The organism is Streptomyces sp. NPDC043853, assembly GCF_056436025.1.
The window spans coordinates 223,034-237,830 of the sequence record NZ_JBWKDJ010000002.1 but is presented as its reverse complement, the minus strand read 5'-3'; the positions used below and the strand labels follow the sequence as shown (position 1 = coordinate 237,830).

The following is a 14,797-nucleotide window of genomic DNA, read 5'->3' as shown; positions in this document are numbered from 1 at the left end:
CGCGCCGGGTAAGTCGGATATTCATAACGTGGCCCCATGAGTCACACACCGCGTCTTTGGACGGTTGTCAGCTGCTCCCTGCTGGTCGCGTCCCTCGGGGCCGGCGCCACCGCGTGCGGGGGAGGCGACCACCCGCTGTCCGCCACCCCTTATGACGCGGCCGATCAGGTCGCCTTCAACCAGGCCGCGGGCAGCCGCCCCATCGACCCCGACCGGCCGCTGGAGGTGACGGCGAAGAACGCCGGCGGAAGCCGCATCACCGACGTCCTGGCCGTGGACACGCACGGCCGGCGGCTGGCCGGCGAACTCTCCGCCAAGGGAGACCGGTGGCACAGCACCGTGCCGCTCGCCGCCGGCGTCCGATACACCGTCACCGTCAGCACGGAGAACGACAAGGGCGCTCCCGGGCAGCGCACGCTGGCGTTCGACACCACCCCGGCAAAGAAGCTCCTCAAGGTCGAGTTCACCCCGGAGGAGGGCACGTACGGGGTCGGACAGCCCATCGTGGCCGAACTCAACGAACCCGTGACGGACAAGGCGGCGCGCGCCCTGATCGAACGGGCCCTGGTCGTGGACGTCAAACCCCACCAGGTGGAGGGTTCCTGGTACTGGATCGCCGACGACGCCCTGCACTTCCGCCCGAAGGAGTACTGGCCCGCGCACTCCACCGTCACCGTTCGGAGCAACCTGGAGGGCATCAAGGTCGGCGCTCTGCACGGTGCCGCCTCGAAACCGGTGAAGCTGGAGATCGGCGACCGGGTCGAGGTCATCACCGACGCGGCCAACCACTACCTGACCTTCAAGCGCAACGGAGAGGTCGTCACCACCCTCCCGGTCACCACCGGAAAGCCCGGGTTCGCCACCCGCAACGGCACCAAGGTGGTTCTCGGCAAGCAGTACTACGTCCGGATGCGCGGGGACACCGTCGGCATCGGCGGCAGCGAGTACTACAACCTGGACGTCTACTGGGCGACGCGCGTCACCTGGAGTGGTGAATACGTCCACGCCGCGCCCTGGTCCATCGGCTCGCACGGCAACACCAACGTCAGCCACGGCTGCACCGGCATGAGCACCGGCAACGCCGCCTGGTTCTACGAGAACATCCGCGAGGGCGACCTCGTCACCGTCGTCAACAGCATCGGCGAGTGGATGACCCCGTTCGACAACGGCTTCGGCGACTGGAACCTGGACTGGGACGAATGGCGCGAGGGCAGCTCCCTGCTCAAGGGCGTCCGGGACGGCTACAACCCCGTCGACCACGCCCGGCTGCGCCCGCAGGTCTGACACCGGTGTGCGGGTACCCCCCTGCGGAGGTACCCGCACACCGCCGTGCCGTCAGGAGTTCACGGACAGCCGCGCACGCAGCAGGCCCGCCAGGGCGTCCGGGAACTCCACCGGGTCCACCGGCAGCGTCACCGCCGCGTCCGCGCGGCTCCAGGTGGCCAGCCAGGCGTCCTGCGGACGCCCCATCAGCAGCAGCACCGGCGGGCACCGGAAGATCTCGTCCTTGATCTGCCGGCACACTCCCATGCCGCCGGCCGGAACGGCCTCCCCGTCCAGCACGCAGACGTCGATCCCGCCCCGCTCCAGCTCCTCCAGCACGGCCGGCAGCGTCGCGCATTCGAGGTACTCCACCTCGGGCAGGTCCGCGGCGGGCCTGCGCCCGGCAGCGAGCCGCACCTGCTCCCGGGTGTTGGCGTCGTCGCTGTAGACCAGAACCCTTGCAGTCGCCCGCATCGTTTCCTCCACGCGTCAGGAAATCTTGCGCGGATGCTACTCCGTCCGACGTCCAGTCAGCAGCGCTTCGGACAGGTATGCGAACGGACCGGGAAGGTCCGCCCGATGGGCCGTTCGGGCAGTGCACACCTCCCGGACACTCCGAACGGCACCCCCCGGCGTGAGGGCCGGATAAGCGCCCGACATAATGTCGGTCGTGGCGACAGCAACGACAGTAGATACCGGGCACGCGCACCCGACGGTCAATCGACCGAACCTCGTCAGCGTCGGAACGATCATCTGGTTGAGTTCCGAGCTGATGTTCTTCGCGGCCCTCTTCGCGATGTACTTCACCCTGCGATCGGTGACAGGCGCCGAGTACTGGAAGAGTCAGGCTGACTTCCTGAACCTTCCGTTCTCGGCGACGAACACCACGATCCTGGTGCTTTCCTCCCTCACCTGCCAGCTCGGCGTCTTCGCCGCCGAGCGCGGTGACGTGAAGAAGCTCCGGACGTGGTTCATCATCACGTTCGTCATGGGTGCGATCTTCATTGGCGGCCAGGTGTTCGAGTACACCGAGCTGGTCAAGCACGAAGGCCTCAGCCTCTCGTCCGGTCCGTACGGTTCGGTCTTCTACCTGACCACCGGCTTCCACGGACTGCACGTGACGGGCGGCCTGATCGCCTTCCTGCTGGTCCTCGGCCGGACGTACGCCGCCAAGAGGTTCACCCACGAGCAGGCGACCTCGGCCATCGTCGTGTCCTACTACTGGCACTTCGTCGATGTCGTCTGGATCGGCCTCTTCGCCACGATCTACCTGATCAAGTAGCGAAACACGTGGCCGGGCCCGCGCCCGGCACCGCATCCAGAAACACCGACGCAGAAGATCCTGACACCGGGGTAATCCGTGAAAAAGCTCTCCGCACGACGACGCCATCCGCTGGCGGCGGTCGTCGTTCTACTCCTCGCGCTGGCGGCCACTGGGGGGCTGTACGCCGCCTTCGCCCCCGCGGGCAAGGCGCAGGCCGATGAAACCGCCCAGTCCCTCGCCATCGAGGAGGGCAAGAAGCTCTACGCCGTGGGTTGCGCAAGCTGCCACGGAACCGGCGGTCAGGGTTCCTCTGACGGCCCGAGCCTGGTGGGCGTCGGCGCTGCCGCCGTCGACTTCCAGGTGAGCACGGGCCGCATGCCCGCCCAGCAGCCCGGCGCCCAGGTGCCGAAGAAGCCCGTCATCTACACCCAGGCCCAGACCGACCAGCTGGCCGCGTACATCGCGTCCCTCGGCGCCGGCCCGGCCACGCCGACCGAGAAGCAGTACAACCCGGCCGGTGCCGACATCGCCAAGGGTGGCGAGCTGTTCCGCAACAACTGCGCGCAGTGCCACAACTTCACCGGCGAGGGCGGTGCGCTGACGCACGGCAAGTACGCGCCCAACCTTGAGGACGTCTCGCCGAAGCACATCTACGAGGCCATGGTCACCGGCCCGCAGAACATGCCTTCCTTCCCCGACACCACCATGCCGGAGAAGGAGAAGAAGGACATCATCGCGTACCTCCAGCACGTGAACGGCGAGTACTCGACCAACCCGGGTGGTCTCAAGCTCGGCGGCCTCGGCCCCGTTTCCGAGGGTCTGTTCGGCTGGGTCTTCGGTCTGGGTGCGCTGATCGCTGTCGCCGTCTGGGTCGCGGCCCACACCGCTAAGGCCAAGAAGTCATGAGTAGCCAAGACATTCCCGAAGAGAAGCACCTGCCGAGCGAGCAGGGCGACGCGCACCACGGTGGCGTAGTGGTCGCGGACGACCCGTTCGCCGACCCCGGCCTGCCGGCCCACAAGCCGCGTATCCAGGACATCGACGAGCGGGCCGCCAAGCGCTCCGAGCGCACCGTGGCCCTGCTGTTCACGGTGTCGATGCTGGCCACGATCGCCTTCATCGTCGCGTACGTGGCGATCCCGGTCGACAAGATCGTGTTCATCTGGCCGTTCGGCCACGTGAGCGCGCTCAACTTCAGCCTCGGCCTGACCCTGGGCACGGCCCTGTTCTGCATCGGCGCGGGCGCGGTCCACTGGGCCCGCACCCTGATGTCCGACGTCGAGGTCGCCGACGACCGGCACCCGATCGCCGCCGCCCCCGAGGTCAAGGCGAAGGTCCTCCAGGACTTCGCCGACGGCGCCGAGGAGTCGGTCATCGGCCGCCGGCCGCTGATCCGCAACACCATGCTCGGTGCGCTGGCCCTGGTGCCGCTCTCCGGCCTGATGCTGCTGCGCGACCTGGGCCCGCTGCCCGAGGACAAGCTGCGCCACACGATCTGGGCGAAGGGCAAGCTGCTCATCAACCAGAACACCATGGAGCCGCTGCGTCCCGAGGACGTCATGGTCGGTTCGCTGACCTTCGCCAAGCCCGAGGGCCTGGAGGAGGAGCAGCACGACTACATGCAGCAGATCGGCAAGGCCGCCCTGATGATCGTCCGGATCAAGCCGGAGGACATCAAGGACAAGCAGGAACTCGAGTGGTCCCACGACGGCATCGTCGCCTACTCGAAGATCTGCACCCACGTCGGCTGCCCGATCAGCCTGTACGAGCAGCAGACCCACCACGTGCTCTGCCCGTGCCACCAGTCCACCTTCGACCTCTCCGACGGCGGCCGGGTCATCTTCGGTCCGGCCGGTCACGCGCTTCCGCAGCTGCGGATCGGTGTGAATGACGAAGGCTTCCTCGAAGCGCTCGGCGACTTCGCGGAGCCCGTCGGTCCTGCATTCTGGGAGCGCGGATGAGCACTGCCACGACCACGGAGCGCAAAGCGCCGCGCGGCGAGCGCGTAGCCGACTGGGCGGACGGCCGCCTGGGCATCTACAGCCTCGCCAAGGCCAACATGCGCAAGATCTTCCCGGACCACTGGTCCTTCATGCTGGGTGAGATCGCGCTCTACAGCTTCATCATCATCATCCTCACGGGTGTGTACCTGACGCTGTTCTTCCACCCGAGCATGAACGAGGTGGAGTACCACGGCTCGTACGTGCCCATGCAGGGCGTCCGGATGTCCGAGGCCTTCGCCTCGACCCTGGACATCAGCTTCGACGTCCGCGGCGGTCTGCTCATGCGGCAGATCCACCACTGGGCGGCCCTGATCTTCGTCGCGGCGATGCTCGTGCACATGATGCGCGTCTTCTTCACCGGCGCGTTCCGCAAGCCGCGCGAGATCAACTGGATCTTCGGCTTCCTGCTGCTGGTCCTCGGCATGTTCACCGGCTTCACCGGTTACTCCCTGCCGGACGACCTGCTCTCGGGCACCGGTGTCCGCTTCATGGAGGGCGCGATCCTGTCCGTGCCGATCGTCGGCACGTACCTGTCGTTCTTCCTCTTCGGCGGCGAGTTCCCCGGCCACGACTTCGTGGCCCGGTTCTACTCGATCCACATCCTGCTGCTGCCCGGCATCATGATGGGCCTGCTGGTGGCCCACCTGATCCTGGTCTTCTACCACAAGCACACCCAGTTCGCGGGTCCCGGCAAGACCAACGAGAACGTCGTCGGCATGCCGCTGCTGCCGGTCTACATGGCCAAGGCGGGAGGCTTCTTCTTCCTGGTCTTCGGCATCATCGCGGCCATCGCCGGCATCGCTTCGATCAACCCGATCTGGGCCCTCGGCCCGTACGTCCCGGACCACGTGTCCACGGGCGCGCAGCCGGACTGGTACATGGGCTTCTCCGAGGGCCTCATCCGTGCCATGCCTGGCTGGGAGATCAACCTGTGGGGCCACACCCTGGTCCTGGGCGTGTTCATCCCGCTGGTGATCTTCCCGCTGGTGCTGGCGGCGATCGCGGTGTACCCGTTCATCGAGGGCTGGGTCACCGGGGACAAGCGCGAGCACCACATCCTGGACCGCCCGCGCAACGTCCCGACCCGTACGGGCTTCGGTGTCGCCTGGATCACCTGGTACGTGATCCTGCTGATCGCCGGTGGAAACGACATGTTCGCGCAGTACTTCCACCTGTCGATCAACTCGATCACCTGGTTCGCGCGGATCGGCTTCTTCGTCGGCCCGGTCATCGCCTTCGTCGTCACCAAGCGGATCTGCCTCGGCCTCCAGCGCCGGGACAAGGACAAGGTGCTGCACGGTCGCGAGACCGGCATCATCAAGCGCCTGCCGCACGGTGAGTTCGTCGAGGTGCACGCGCCGCTGTCGCAGGGCGAGCTGCACAAGCTCACCACGCACCACCAGTACGAGCCGCTCGAGATCGGCCCGACGGTCGACGAGAACGGTGTGGAGCGCAAGGTCAAGGCGACCGAGAAGCTCCGCGCCAAGCTGAGCCGCGGCTTCTACGGCGAGGGCACTCAGATCGAGAAGCCTAGCGTCGAGGAGTTCAAGGAGATCCAGAGCGGCCACGGCCACCACTGATCCGGGCGGATCCCGCGCGGATCCACCGGTGGATCTCCTGATTCCCGGATCTGGCTGAAAACAGTTCGCCACGGCGAGAGCCCCGTCCAGTCGCTGGACGGGGCTCTCTGCCGTTCGCCCCGGCTGGATACGCTTGAGGTGCCGTTGATTTCCAAGAGTGACCGATGACCCAGGAGCGGACCATGAACGTGGTGACCCAGACAGGCCGCGACGACGTGGCGGCCAGGTCCTGGCCGGTCGTCCTCGACGCCCTGCTGACCGGCAGGGATCTCGCTGCCGAGGACACCGAGTGGGCCATGGACCAGATCATGCGGGGGCAGGCCACCGACGCCCAGATCGCGGGCTTCGCGGTCGCCCTGCGGGCCAAGGGCGAGACGGTCGCGGAGATCAACGGCCTCGTCCGGGCCATGTACGAGCACGCCAACCTGATTGATATTCCGGGGCGCACCGTGGACATCGTCGGGACCGGCGGAGATGGCGCGAAAACGGTCAACATCTCCACCATGTCCGCCATCGTGGTGGCCGGCACCGGCGCCAAGGTGGTCAAGCACGGCAACCGGGCCGCGTCCTCCGCGAGCGGCGCCTCCGACGTCCTGGAGAAGCTCGGCGTCAACCTGGACCTCACCCCCGCCCGGGTCGCGGCCGTCGCCGAGGAGGCCGGGGTCACCTTCTGCTTCGCGGTCAAGTTCCACCCCGCGCTGCGGCACGTCGCGGCGGCCCGCCGCGAGCTGGGCATCCGCACCACCTTCAACTTCCTCGGCCCGCTGACCAATCCGGCCCGGGTGCGCGCGCAGGCGACGGGCGTCGCCGACGCCCGGATGGCCCCCATCGTGGCCGGCGTGCTCGCCGAGCGGGGCTCCTCGGCGCTGGTCTTCCGCGGTGACGACGGCCTGGACGAGCTCACCACCACCGCCACCTCGCGGGTCTGGTGGGTGCGCGACGGCCGGGTCGAGGAGCTGACCTTCGACCCCCGGGACGTCGGTATCCCGCTGGTCGACGTCTCCGAGCTGCGCGGGGCCGACGCCTCGTACAACGCGGACGTGGCCCGGCGGCTGCTGGGCGGGGAGACCGGCCCGGCCAGGGACGCGGTCCTGCTGAACTCGGCGGCGGCCCTGGTCGCCCTCGACCCGGGCACCGGTTCCCTGGAGGAGCAGCTGCGGGTCGGCATCGCCCGCGCCGCCGACTCCATCGACTCGGGTGCGGCCCGCTCCGCGCTGGAACGCTGGGTTCGCGCCAGCAACCTCTGACTCCGGCCCCGCCCCGCACGAGCCCCCGTCCACATGGTGGAACGGGGGCTTGCGCTTTCTGGATCATGTGGCAGGATTCTGGACCAGGTCACGAGTGACAGCGTTTTGGCCCCGGCTTGCTGTCCGGCAACCCTCCTTCCGTGGCGGGGTGCCCCGGGTGATGACCAGGCCGTGGACAGCAAGGTCCACGGCAAGCGCGGATCCCTCGACACCAGGGGTCCTGGTCTCTCGAGGAGCGTCCTTCCGTGAGCAAGCGAATGCGATAGGCGCGTAGCGCCCTTTCTTCACCCCTCGGATCAGGGTCCCTTCGGCGTACCCGCGCACAGCCGCGGCCACGTCCCCCCGTACCTCCGAGGCATTTCCGTACCTCCCCCGGACTCCGTTCCGGTGGACCCCCAGGTCGGCCGCCGCGCCGTACCTGTGTACGGCCAGCGAAGCCATTCAGCCCTGCCATCCCGGGAGACACCGCCATGTCCGCGCACCCGAACACCGCCACCGCTGCCGCCACCGCCGCCTGCTGCACCGAGGCCACCGACCCCGCCTGCGCCGCCGCCGCGGTCACCACCACCGGGCCGCTGCCCGTCCTCGGCCGCGACGTCACCGTCCCGCTCGTCACCGGGGGCGAAGTCGCCTACGCCGCCCTCGACTACGCGGCCAGCGCCCCTGCCCTGCAGCGGGTCTGGGACGATGTCGCCGCCTACGCCCCGTACTACGGCAGCGTGCACCGCGGGGCCGGCTACCTCTCCCAGCTGTCCACCGACCTGTTCGAGCAGAGCCGCGCCACGGTCGCCGGGTTCCTCGACTGCCGGTCGTCCGATCAGGTGATCTTCACCCGCTCCACCACGGACTCGCTGAACCTGCTGGCCCGGGCCCTGCCGGCCGGCTGCCGGGTCTTCGTCTTCGAGACCGAACACCACGCCTCACTGCTGCCGTGGGAGGGCGCCGAGGTGACGTATCTCGACGCGCCCCGCACCCCGGGCGAGGCGGTGGAGACCCTGGAGCGGGCGCTGGCCGACCGCGACCCATTGGGGTCTCCCCTGCTCGAGCGAAGCCGAGAGCTTGGGGAAGGCCCGGCCCTGGTCTGTGTCACCGGTGCCTCCAACGTCACCGGCGAACTCTGGCCGGTGAAGGAGCTCGCCGCGGCGGCCCACGCGCACGGCGCGCGGATCGTCCTGGACGCCGCCCAGCTGGCACCGCACCACGCGGTGTCCGTCCGTGACCTCGACGTGGACTGGGTCGCCTTCTCCGGCCACAAGCTGTACGCGCCCTTCGGCTCGGGCGTGCTGGCCGGCCGCGCGGACTGGCTGCAGCAGGCCGACCCGTACCTGGCCGGCGGCGGCGCCTCGCGGAAGGTCGTCCGCAGGGAGGACGGCGGCGTGGACGTCGAATGGCACACCACCGCCGCCCGCCACGAGGCCGGCTCCCCGAACGTGATCGGCGTCTACGCGATCGCCTCGGCCTGCCGGGCCCTGACCGAGGCCGGCTTCGACACCCTGGTCGCCCGCGAGCAGGAGTTGATCGGCAAGGTCCGGGCCGGCCTGGCCGGCGTACCCGAGGTACGGATCCTCTCGCTGTTCGGGGACGAGGCTCCGCGCGTCGGCGTGATCTCCTTCGTGGTGGACGGCTGGAACAGCTCCCACTTCGCGGCGGCCCTCTCCGCCGAGTACGGCATCGGCGTCCGCGACGGCCTGTTCTGCGCGCACCCGCTGGTCCGCACCCTGCTGGGAAGTGCGCCCCAGGAGCCGGGCGAGTGCGGAGCACCCGAGGCGGCCCCCGGCGAGAGGTCCCTCAACGCCATCCGGGTCAGCTTCGGGGCCGGCACCCCCGACGAGCACGTCGACCGGTTCGTCCGCGCGGTCCGCGAGCTGGTCACCGACGGCGCGAAGTGGCAGTACCGCACCGAGGAGGGCCGCTGCGTCCCCGCGGTCTGACCCCCATGACTCCCGGCCCTGACTACCCGGGAAACCGCAGGCCCGGCGGGAGGAGCCCCCGCCGGGCCTGTCGGCTGTCCACGGCCGGTGTTACGCGTCCAGACCGATCGCGAAGGCCGCCTCCAGGTCGTGCTGGGAGTAGGTGCGGAACGCGACGTGCGTGTCCGTGGCCTCCACGCCCTGGATCTTGCTGATCTTGCCGGGGATGATGTCCGCCAGGTTCTCGTGGCGGGCCACGCGGACGATGGCGATCAGGTCGTAGGTCCCGGTCACCGAGTAGACCTCGCTGACGTTCTCCAGGGCCGCGATCGATTCCGCGATCTCCGGAATGCGGTCAACGCTGGTCTTGATGAGCACGATCGCGGTGATCACTTGTGGTGTCTCCCTCGGTGTCCGTCGCTGGTCGCCTCACTCTAGTCGCAGGCCGGTACCGCACCCAGGCGTAGGCGAACCCCAGCGAGAAGCCCACCAGATGGGCCAGGTACGCCACCCCCGGCCCGCTCCCCGCCCGGTGGGCCGCGAGCCACTGCAGGGCGAACCAGAACAGCAGCACCATCCAGGCCGGGAAGCGCAGCGGCAGGAAGAGCAGGAAGGGGAAGAGGCTGGTCACCCGGGCGCGCGGGAACAGGCACAGGAAGGCACCCAGCACCGCCGAGATCGCCCCCGACGCGCCGACCAGCGTCTGCTCCTGGGAAGCGTGCGCCGCCGCGTACGCCACCAGCGACAGGTAGCCCGTACAGAGGGAGAACAGCAGGAACTCCGCGCGGCCCATCCGCTCCTCCGTCATCGCGCCGAAGACGAAGAGGAAGAGCATGTTGCCCAGCAGGTGCAACCAGCTGCCGTGGACGAACAGCGCGGTCAGCGGGGTGAGGAGTTCACGTATGCCGCCGGTGAACAGCTCGGCGGGTACCACCCCCCAGCGCCGGAAGTACTCCGTCGCCGAATCCACCAGCGCCGCTCCCGTCCCGTAGCCGGGGTTCAGGCCCGAGGCCGGGCCGATGAGGAACACCGCGCAGCAGCCCGCGATCAGGGCGTGCGTGACCACCGGACCCCGGGCGGCCTCCCGCACGGTCCGCCACCTTACGATCATGCGAAGAGCATGGCGTAACCGGACGGATACCGATCGCATGCCCCGCCGATGCCGGGTGGGCCGTAGGGTTACGTGCTGCCGCTGGTGAGGCGGTTTACTTGAATGAGCGACGAAGGAGAGAACGGCACCATGACGGTCCCCCTGCCGACCGAGACCACCCGGTGGCGCTGCACGCTCTGCGGCAACCTCACCCGGTTCGACGTCACCCGCTCGTCCAAGGTCGTGGAGTACGTCCACCTGGACCTCGCCGGGGAGCCCAAGGTCGAGGAACGCGAGGTGGTCAATGAGACCATCGAGTCGGTCCGCTGCCGCTGGTGCAACGCGGTGGACCAGATCGAACTCGTGGACAGGCCGGGCGCGGACTCCTGAGAGGAGCGGCGGACCGAGGGAAGAAACGACGGTAGGGGTGACGGATTGTGGAACCGGCAAGCGGTGCTGAGCCGGCCGACGGGGCCGGTGACGCCGCGGAGGTCCTCGACCGCCCGCTGCCGGAAGGCGTGCGGCGCAGGGTCGTCGCGCTCGTCTCGGACGCGTTCGGCGGGCTGACCCTCGCCGATCTGCCCGCGCAGCTGCGGCAGTACGCCCGTTTCACCCCGTCCCGCCGGGCCAAGTTCGCGGGCAACGCGATGGCGGCCGCCGTGGAGTCGGACGCGGTCTTCCGCGGCCGGGTCGCGGAGAAGGTGCGCGAGGCGCAGCCCGAGCTCGCCGCCGCCCTGGAGTCCGGTGCGCCGCCGGCCGCCGCCGAGCCCCTCGACGTCGCCGCCGCCGCGTACGTGCTGCGCCCCGTCGGCTGGGTGAAGCTGGTCGCCGCGGCCGGCGAGGAGGCGCAGCGCGCCGACGCCGAACGGGTCGGCGAGGAGAGCCGGCGCGAGCTGGAACGGCTCCGCGAGGAGCTGGCCGCTGCCCGCGACGCGCAGCGCAGCGGCAGTGAACAGCTGCGCTCCGAGCTGGAGGCGGCCCGCAAGGAAGCCGAATCGCTTCAGCGGAAGCTGCGCAGCGCCCTCAACGACGTCAAGCGCGGGGAGGCGGCGCTGCGCAAGACGACGGCCGAGATCGAGGGCATCAAGGGCGAGGCGGCCGCGCAGGTGGCGGCCGCGGAGACGGAGAACCGGCGGCTCAAGGCGCGGCTCGGCGAGGCCGAGTCGGCCCTGGAGGCGTCCCGCCGGGCCACCCGCGAGGGCCGCAGCGTCGAGGACATGCGGCTGCGGCTGCTGCTGGACACCGTGCTGGACGCGGCCCAGGGGCTGCGCCGCGAGCTGGCGCTGCCGCCGGTCTCGACCCGCCCGGCCGACACCGTCGACGCGGTGGAGCCGGGGCGGATGACCCCCAAGGACATCGCGGCGCGCGCCCTGTCGGAGACCGACCCGGCGCTGCTGGACCAGCTCCTGGCCCTGCCTCAGGCACATCTGGTGGTGGACGGCTACAACGTCACCAAGACCGGCTATCCCACGATGCCGCTGGAGCAGCAGCGGCTGCGCCTGCTGGGCGGGCTGTCGATGCTGGCGGCCCAGACCGGGGCCGAGATGACCTGTGTCTTCGACGGCGCGGAGCTGGCCGCGCCGGTGCTGCTGGCGCCGCCGCGCGGGGTGCGGGTGCTGTTCTCCAAGCCGGGCGTGACGGCGGACGAGCTCATCCGGCAGCTGGTGCGGGCCGAGCCGGCGGGCCGTCCGGTCGTGGTGGTCTCCACGGACCGGGAGGTGGCGGACGGGGTGGCCAAGGCGGGTGCCCGGCCGGTCGCGTCCCTGCTGCTGCTGAAGCGGCTTTCGCGCGTCTCGTAACACCTGTCACTGATGTAACTCCTGCACCCAATGCCCGAATTGACCCGGTGATCGCGGAACGCTGGGTCAACTCTTCGGCACGCAGCGTGCGGTGAAGGTAAAGAAGCCGGTCAGCGGGCGGATTTTTTGCCTCCGGGATTTGAAGTGATCACAGTCGGGTCACTAGGGTCTGGCCCAAACCTTCGTGCGGTAGATCACTCGACCGGGTGGCGGCGAAGGTGCTGCCGGGCGCGTGCGAACGCCGCCGGCGGCACGAGGAAGAAGGAGCTCGCCTCCGTGGCGTCCCACCGTCGACCCAAGCAGCCGAACCGCGCGCGCGTGACCGTCCTCACCGCCACCGCCGCGGCAGCCGTCGCCCTCTCCTCGCACGCGGCCGTGGCCGCCCCGGCCAAACCGGGCAAGGACGAGGTCAAGGCGAAGGTCGACGCGCTCTACGAGGAGGCCGAGCAGGCCACCGAGAAGGCGAACGGCGCCAAGGAGCAGCAGGACAAGCTCGAAAAGCAGATCGGGCAGCTCCAGGACCAGGTGGCCCGCGGCCAGGGCGAGCTCAACGAGCTCCGCAACACCCTGGGTTCGATGGCCTCCGCGCAGTACCGCAACGGCGGCATCGACCCCTCCCTCGCCCTCTTCCTCTCCTCCGACCCGGAGGACTACCTCGACCAGGCCGCCACCCTCGACCAGTTGACGGGACAGCAGCTCGAGGCAGTCCAGCAGATCCAGTCCAAGCAGCGCACCCTCGCCCAGCAGCGGCAGGAGGCCCAGGGCAAGCTCAAGGACCTCGACGCCACCCGCAAGGAGCTGGCCGACAAGAAGGCCGCCGCCCAGGCCAAGCTCGCCGAGGCCCAGAAACTGCTCAACACCCTGACCGCGCAGGAGCGCGCGCAGCTCAAGGACGACGACCAGCGGGCCAGCCGGGACGACGGAACCCGGGCGAACCTGGGCAACGTGAAGGCCTCCGGCCGCGCGGGCGCCGCCCTCGCCGCCGCCAAGACCAAACTGGGCAGCGCGTACATATCGGGCGCCGAGGGCCCCACCGCCTTCGACTGCTCCGGCCTGACCCAGTGGGCCTACAAGCAGGCCGGTGTGAGCATCACCCGCACCACCTGGACCCAGGCCAAGGAGGGGACCCGCATCCCCATCAGCCAGCTCCAGCCCGGCGACCTGGTGTTCTTCTACTCCGACCTGCACCACGTCGGCCTGTACGCCGGCAACGGCATGACCCTGCACGCCTCGAACCCGCGCGGCGGCGTCAAGTACGAGAAGATCAGCTACATGTCGCCCCAGTTCGGCGTCCGCCTCTGAGCCACCCGCGCGCGGCCGTCCCCCGCGGCGCGCGTCCCCGATGTGACGCCAGGGAGTACCCGGCGTCGACCGTCCGGGCGAATTCCAAGGACACCGCTCCGCCCCACGCCCCGCCGATGACCTGCGTCTGTCGGCGGGGCGTCGGCGTACCGTGCGCGAACGGCCGTTGGCCGGCGCGTGTCCGCGCGGCTACTGTCTGCCAGCGCGGAACCCGGCACCGGCCGTCCACGGGGGGCGGACACGGGTCCCGCGCAGCGGAAGGGAGTACGGCTTCCCGTGGCGACCCATCGCCGGACCGGGCCCCTCGGCCTCGACCGGAACTCCAAGGTGCACGTCCTGTCCGCCGCCGCGGCAGCCACCGCCACCGCCCTGACGGCCGCACCCGCGACCGCCGCGCCCGCCGACCCCGCGGGCGGCGCCAGAGCGACCGTCGACCGCCTCTTCGAGGAGGCCGAGCAGGCCACCGAGCGCTTCAACGAGGCGGGGGAGCGGAGCGCGAAGCTACGCGCCGAAGTACGCCGGGCCCAGGACGCGGCGGCCCGCTCCCAGGACCGCATCAACACCATGCGGGGCCTGCTCGGCGCCTTCGCCGGGGCCCAGTACCGGTCCGGCGGCCTCGACCCCACGATGGAGCTGCTGCTCACCGAGAACCCCGACGAGTACCTGGAGAAGGCCGGCACCCTGGACCGGCTGACCGCGCGCCAGGCCCGGCAGCTCGGCGAACTCCGCGAGGAGCGGCGCCGGCTGGACCAGCAGCGCAAGGAGGCCTCCGGCAAGCTCGCCGAACTCGACGCCCTGCGCGCGGACGTGGCCCGCCACAAGCGCTCCGTCACCGCCAAGCTGGCCGCCGCGCGGCGGTTGCTGAACGAGATGCCCGCGCAGGAGCGCCAGGAGTACGAGCGCTCCTCGCGGTCGGGCGACCGGGCCGGCGCGCTGCCGGAGCTCCCCGACCCATCCGGCGCGGCCCCGGCCTCCGGACGGGCCGCCGCGGCGGTGATGGCGGCCCGCGCCGCCGTCGGAAGGCCGTACGTGTGGGGCGCGACCGGGCCCTCCGGGTTCGACTGCTCGGGGCTGATGGTGTGGTCGTACCGGCAGGCGGGCATCGCCCTGCCGCGCACCTCGCAGGCCCAGCGGTTCGCCGGGCGCCGGGTCCCGCTGTCCGAGGCCCGGCCCGGCGACCTGATCACCTACCGGTCGGACGCCAGCCACGTCGGCATGTACGTCGGCAACGGGCAGGTCATCCACGCCCCCTACCCGGGCGCCCCGGTCCGCTACGACCCGGTCGGCATGATGCCGGTGTCCGGGGTGACGCGGCCGTAGGGCGGACCCCGCGGGGCGG

14 protein-coding genes and 1 riboswitch are annotated in these 14,797 nt (G+C 70.2%); of the genes, 11 read left to right on the top strand and 3 right to left on the bottom strand.

All coding sequences use genetic code 11. The annotated features are described in order from the left end of the window. Positions 1 to 36: 36 nt before the first annotated feature. Positions 37 to 1,284, top strand: coding sequence for a L,D-transpeptidase (locus AC067U_RS06340; RefSeq protein ID WP_478828487.1), 1,248 nt, complete (start codon positions 37 to 39; stop codon positions 1,282 to 1,284). A 51-nt stretch (positions 1,285 to 1,335) separates the two neighbouring features. Here AC067U_RS06340 and AC067U_RS06335 read toward each other — a convergent pair whose 3' ends face one another. Next, entirely contained in the window at positions 1,336 to 1,737 is a 402-nt protein-coding gene (locus AC067U_RS06335; RefSeq protein ID WP_478828486.1) for a hypothetical protein, read from the bottom strand. Positions 1,738 to 1,924: 187 nt separating this feature from the next. Between AC067U_RS06335 and ctaE the strand changes: the two genes are divergently transcribed. The 6 genes from ctaE to AC067U_RS06305 all read left to right on the top strand — a co-directional run bounded on the left by ctaE (position 1,925) and on the right by AC067U_RS06305 (position 9,288). Then, positions 1,925 to 2,545 (top strand): aa3-type cytochrome oxidase subunit III, encoded by a 621-nt coding sequence (gene ctaE / locus AC067U_RS06330; protein ID WP_478828485.1) that lies wholly within the window; start codon positions 1,925 to 1,927, stop codon positions 2,543 to 2,545. 78 nt (positions 2,546 to 2,623) lie between these two features. Next, a complete protein-coding gene (gene qcrC / locus AC067U_RS06325) occupies positions 2,624 to 3,433 on the top strand; it encodes a cytochrome bc1 complex diheme cytochrome c subunit (RefSeq protein ID WP_478828484.1) in 810 nt (269 codons plus the stop codon). Next, complete coding sequence (gene qcrA / locus AC067U_RS06320) at positions 3,430 to 4,488, top strand: cytochrome bc1 complex Rieske iron-sulfur subunit (RefSeq protein ID WP_478828483.1); 1,059 nt, start codon at positions 3,430 to 3,432, stop codon at positions 4,486 to 4,488. Before qcrC ends, qcrA begins: the two co-directional genes overlap by 4 nt. After that, entirely contained in the window at positions 4,485 to 6,110 is a 1,626-nt protein-coding gene (gene qcrB / locus AC067U_RS06315) for a cytochrome bc1 complex cytochrome b subunit (protein ID WP_478828482.1), read from the top strand. The genes qcrA and qcrB overlap by 4 nt, the downstream gene beginning before the upstream one ends. 182 nt (positions 6,111 to 6,292) lie before the next feature. Then, positions 6,293 to 7,357 carry an anthranilate phosphoribosyltransferase gene (trpD, locus tag AC067U_RS06310; RefSeq protein WP_478828481.1) on the top strand — a complete coding sequence of 355 codons (1,065 nt, stop codon included), beginning with the start codon at positions 6,293 to 6,295 and terminating at the stop codon, positions 7,355 to 7,357. Between the two features lie 86 nt (positions 7,358 to 7,443). Continuing rightward, positions 7,444 to 7,560, top strand: a riboswitch (SAM riboswitch). 267 nt (positions 7,561 to 7,827) lie between these two features. Next, positions 7,828 to 9,288: an aminotransferase class V-fold PLP-dependent enzyme gene (locus AC067U_RS06305; protein WP_478828480.1), complete on the top strand. Its 1,461-nt coding sequence runs from the start codon at positions 7,828 to 7,830 to the stop codon at positions 9,286 to 9,288. A 90-nt stretch (positions 9,289 to 9,378) separates the two neighbouring features. Here the strand turns inward: AC067U_RS06305 and AC067U_RS06300 are convergent, their stop codons facing one another. Continuing rightward, the gene (locus tag AC067U_RS06300) at positions 9,379 to 9,660 is read right to left on the bottom strand and encodes an Lrp/AsnC family transcriptional regulator (RefSeq protein ID WP_365110544.1); all 282 of its coding nucleotides are present in this window, start codon (positions 9,658 to 9,660) and stop codon (positions 9,379 to 9,381) included. After that, positions 9,623 to 10,378 carry a rhomboid family intramembrane serine protease gene (locus tag AC067U_RS06295; protein ID WP_478828479.1) on the bottom strand — a complete coding sequence of 252 codons (756 nt, stop codon included), beginning with the start codon at positions 10,376 to 10,378 and terminating at the stop codon, positions 9,623 to 9,625. Before AC067U_RS06295 ends, AC067U_RS06300 begins: the two co-directional genes overlap by 38 nt. Positions 10,379 to 10,507: 129 nt before the next feature. On the opposite strand from AC067U_RS06295, the gene AC067U_RS06290 reads away from it, so the two are divergent. The 4 genes from AC067U_RS06290 (at position 10,508) to AC067U_RS06275 (ending at position 14,778) form a co-directional block, all read left to right on the top strand. Further along, entirely contained in the window at positions 10,508 to 10,747 is a 240-nt protein-coding gene (locus AC067U_RS06290) for a hypothetical protein (RefSeq protein ID WP_356409713.1), read from the top strand. A 44-nt stretch (positions 10,748 to 10,791) separates the two neighbouring features. Continuing rightward, the gene (locus tag AC067U_RS06285; RefSeq protein ID WP_478828920.1) at positions 10,792 to 12,156 is read left to right on the top strand and encodes an NYN domain-containing protein; all 1,365 of its coding nucleotides are present in this window, start codon (positions 10,792 to 10,794) and stop codon (positions 12,154 to 12,156) included. Between the two features lie 276 nt (positions 12,157 to 12,432). Then, positions 12,433 to 13,458 (top strand): C40 family peptidase, encoded by a 1,026-nt coding sequence (locus AC067U_RS06280; RefSeq protein WP_478828478.1) that lies wholly within the window; start codon positions 12,433 to 12,435, stop codon positions 13,456 to 13,458. Positions 13,459 to 13,734: 276 nt separating this feature from the next. Then, a complete protein-coding gene (locus AC067U_RS06275) occupies positions 13,735 to 14,778 on the top strand; it encodes a C40 family peptidase (RefSeq protein WP_478828477.1) in 1,044 nt (347 codons plus the stop codon). The last annotated feature ends 19 nt before the right edge of the window (positions 14,779 to 14,797 follow it).

Coding starts and splice junctions, on each gene's coding strand:
- AC067U_RS06295 (WP_478828479.1), bottom strand. CDS start 10,378: ATGATCGTAAGGTGGCGGACCGTGCGGGAGGCCGCCCGGGGTCCGGTG.
- qcrA (WP_478828483.1), top strand. CDS start 3,430: ATGAGTAGCCAAGACATTCCCGAAGAGAAGCACCTGCCGAGCGAGCAG.
- trpD (WP_478828481.1), top strand. CDS start 6,293: ATGAACGTGGTGACCCAGACAGGCCGCGACGACGTGGCGGCCAGGTCC.
- AC067U_RS06290 (WP_356409713.1), top strand. CDS start 10,508: ATGACGGTCCCCCTGCCGACCGAGACCACCCGGTGGCGCTGCACGCTC.
- ctaE (WP_478828485.1), top strand. CDS start 1,925: ATGTCGGTCGTGGCGACAGCAACGACAGTAGATACCGGGCACGCGCAC.
- qcrB (WP_478828482.1), top strand. CDS start 4,485: ATGAGCACTGCCACGACCACGGAGCGCAAAGCGCCGCGCGGCGAGCGC.
- AC067U_RS06305 (WP_478828480.1), top strand. CDS start 7,828: ATGTCCGCGCACCCGAACACCGCCACCGCTGCCGCCACCGCCGCCTGC.
- AC067U_RS06335 (WP_478828486.1), bottom strand. CDS start 1,737: ATGCGGGCGACTGCAAGGGTTCTGGTCTACAGCGACGACGCCAACACC.
- AC067U_RS06340 (WP_478828487.1), top strand. CDS start 37: ATGAGTCACACACCGCGTCTTTGGACGGTTGTCAGCTGCTCCCTGCTG.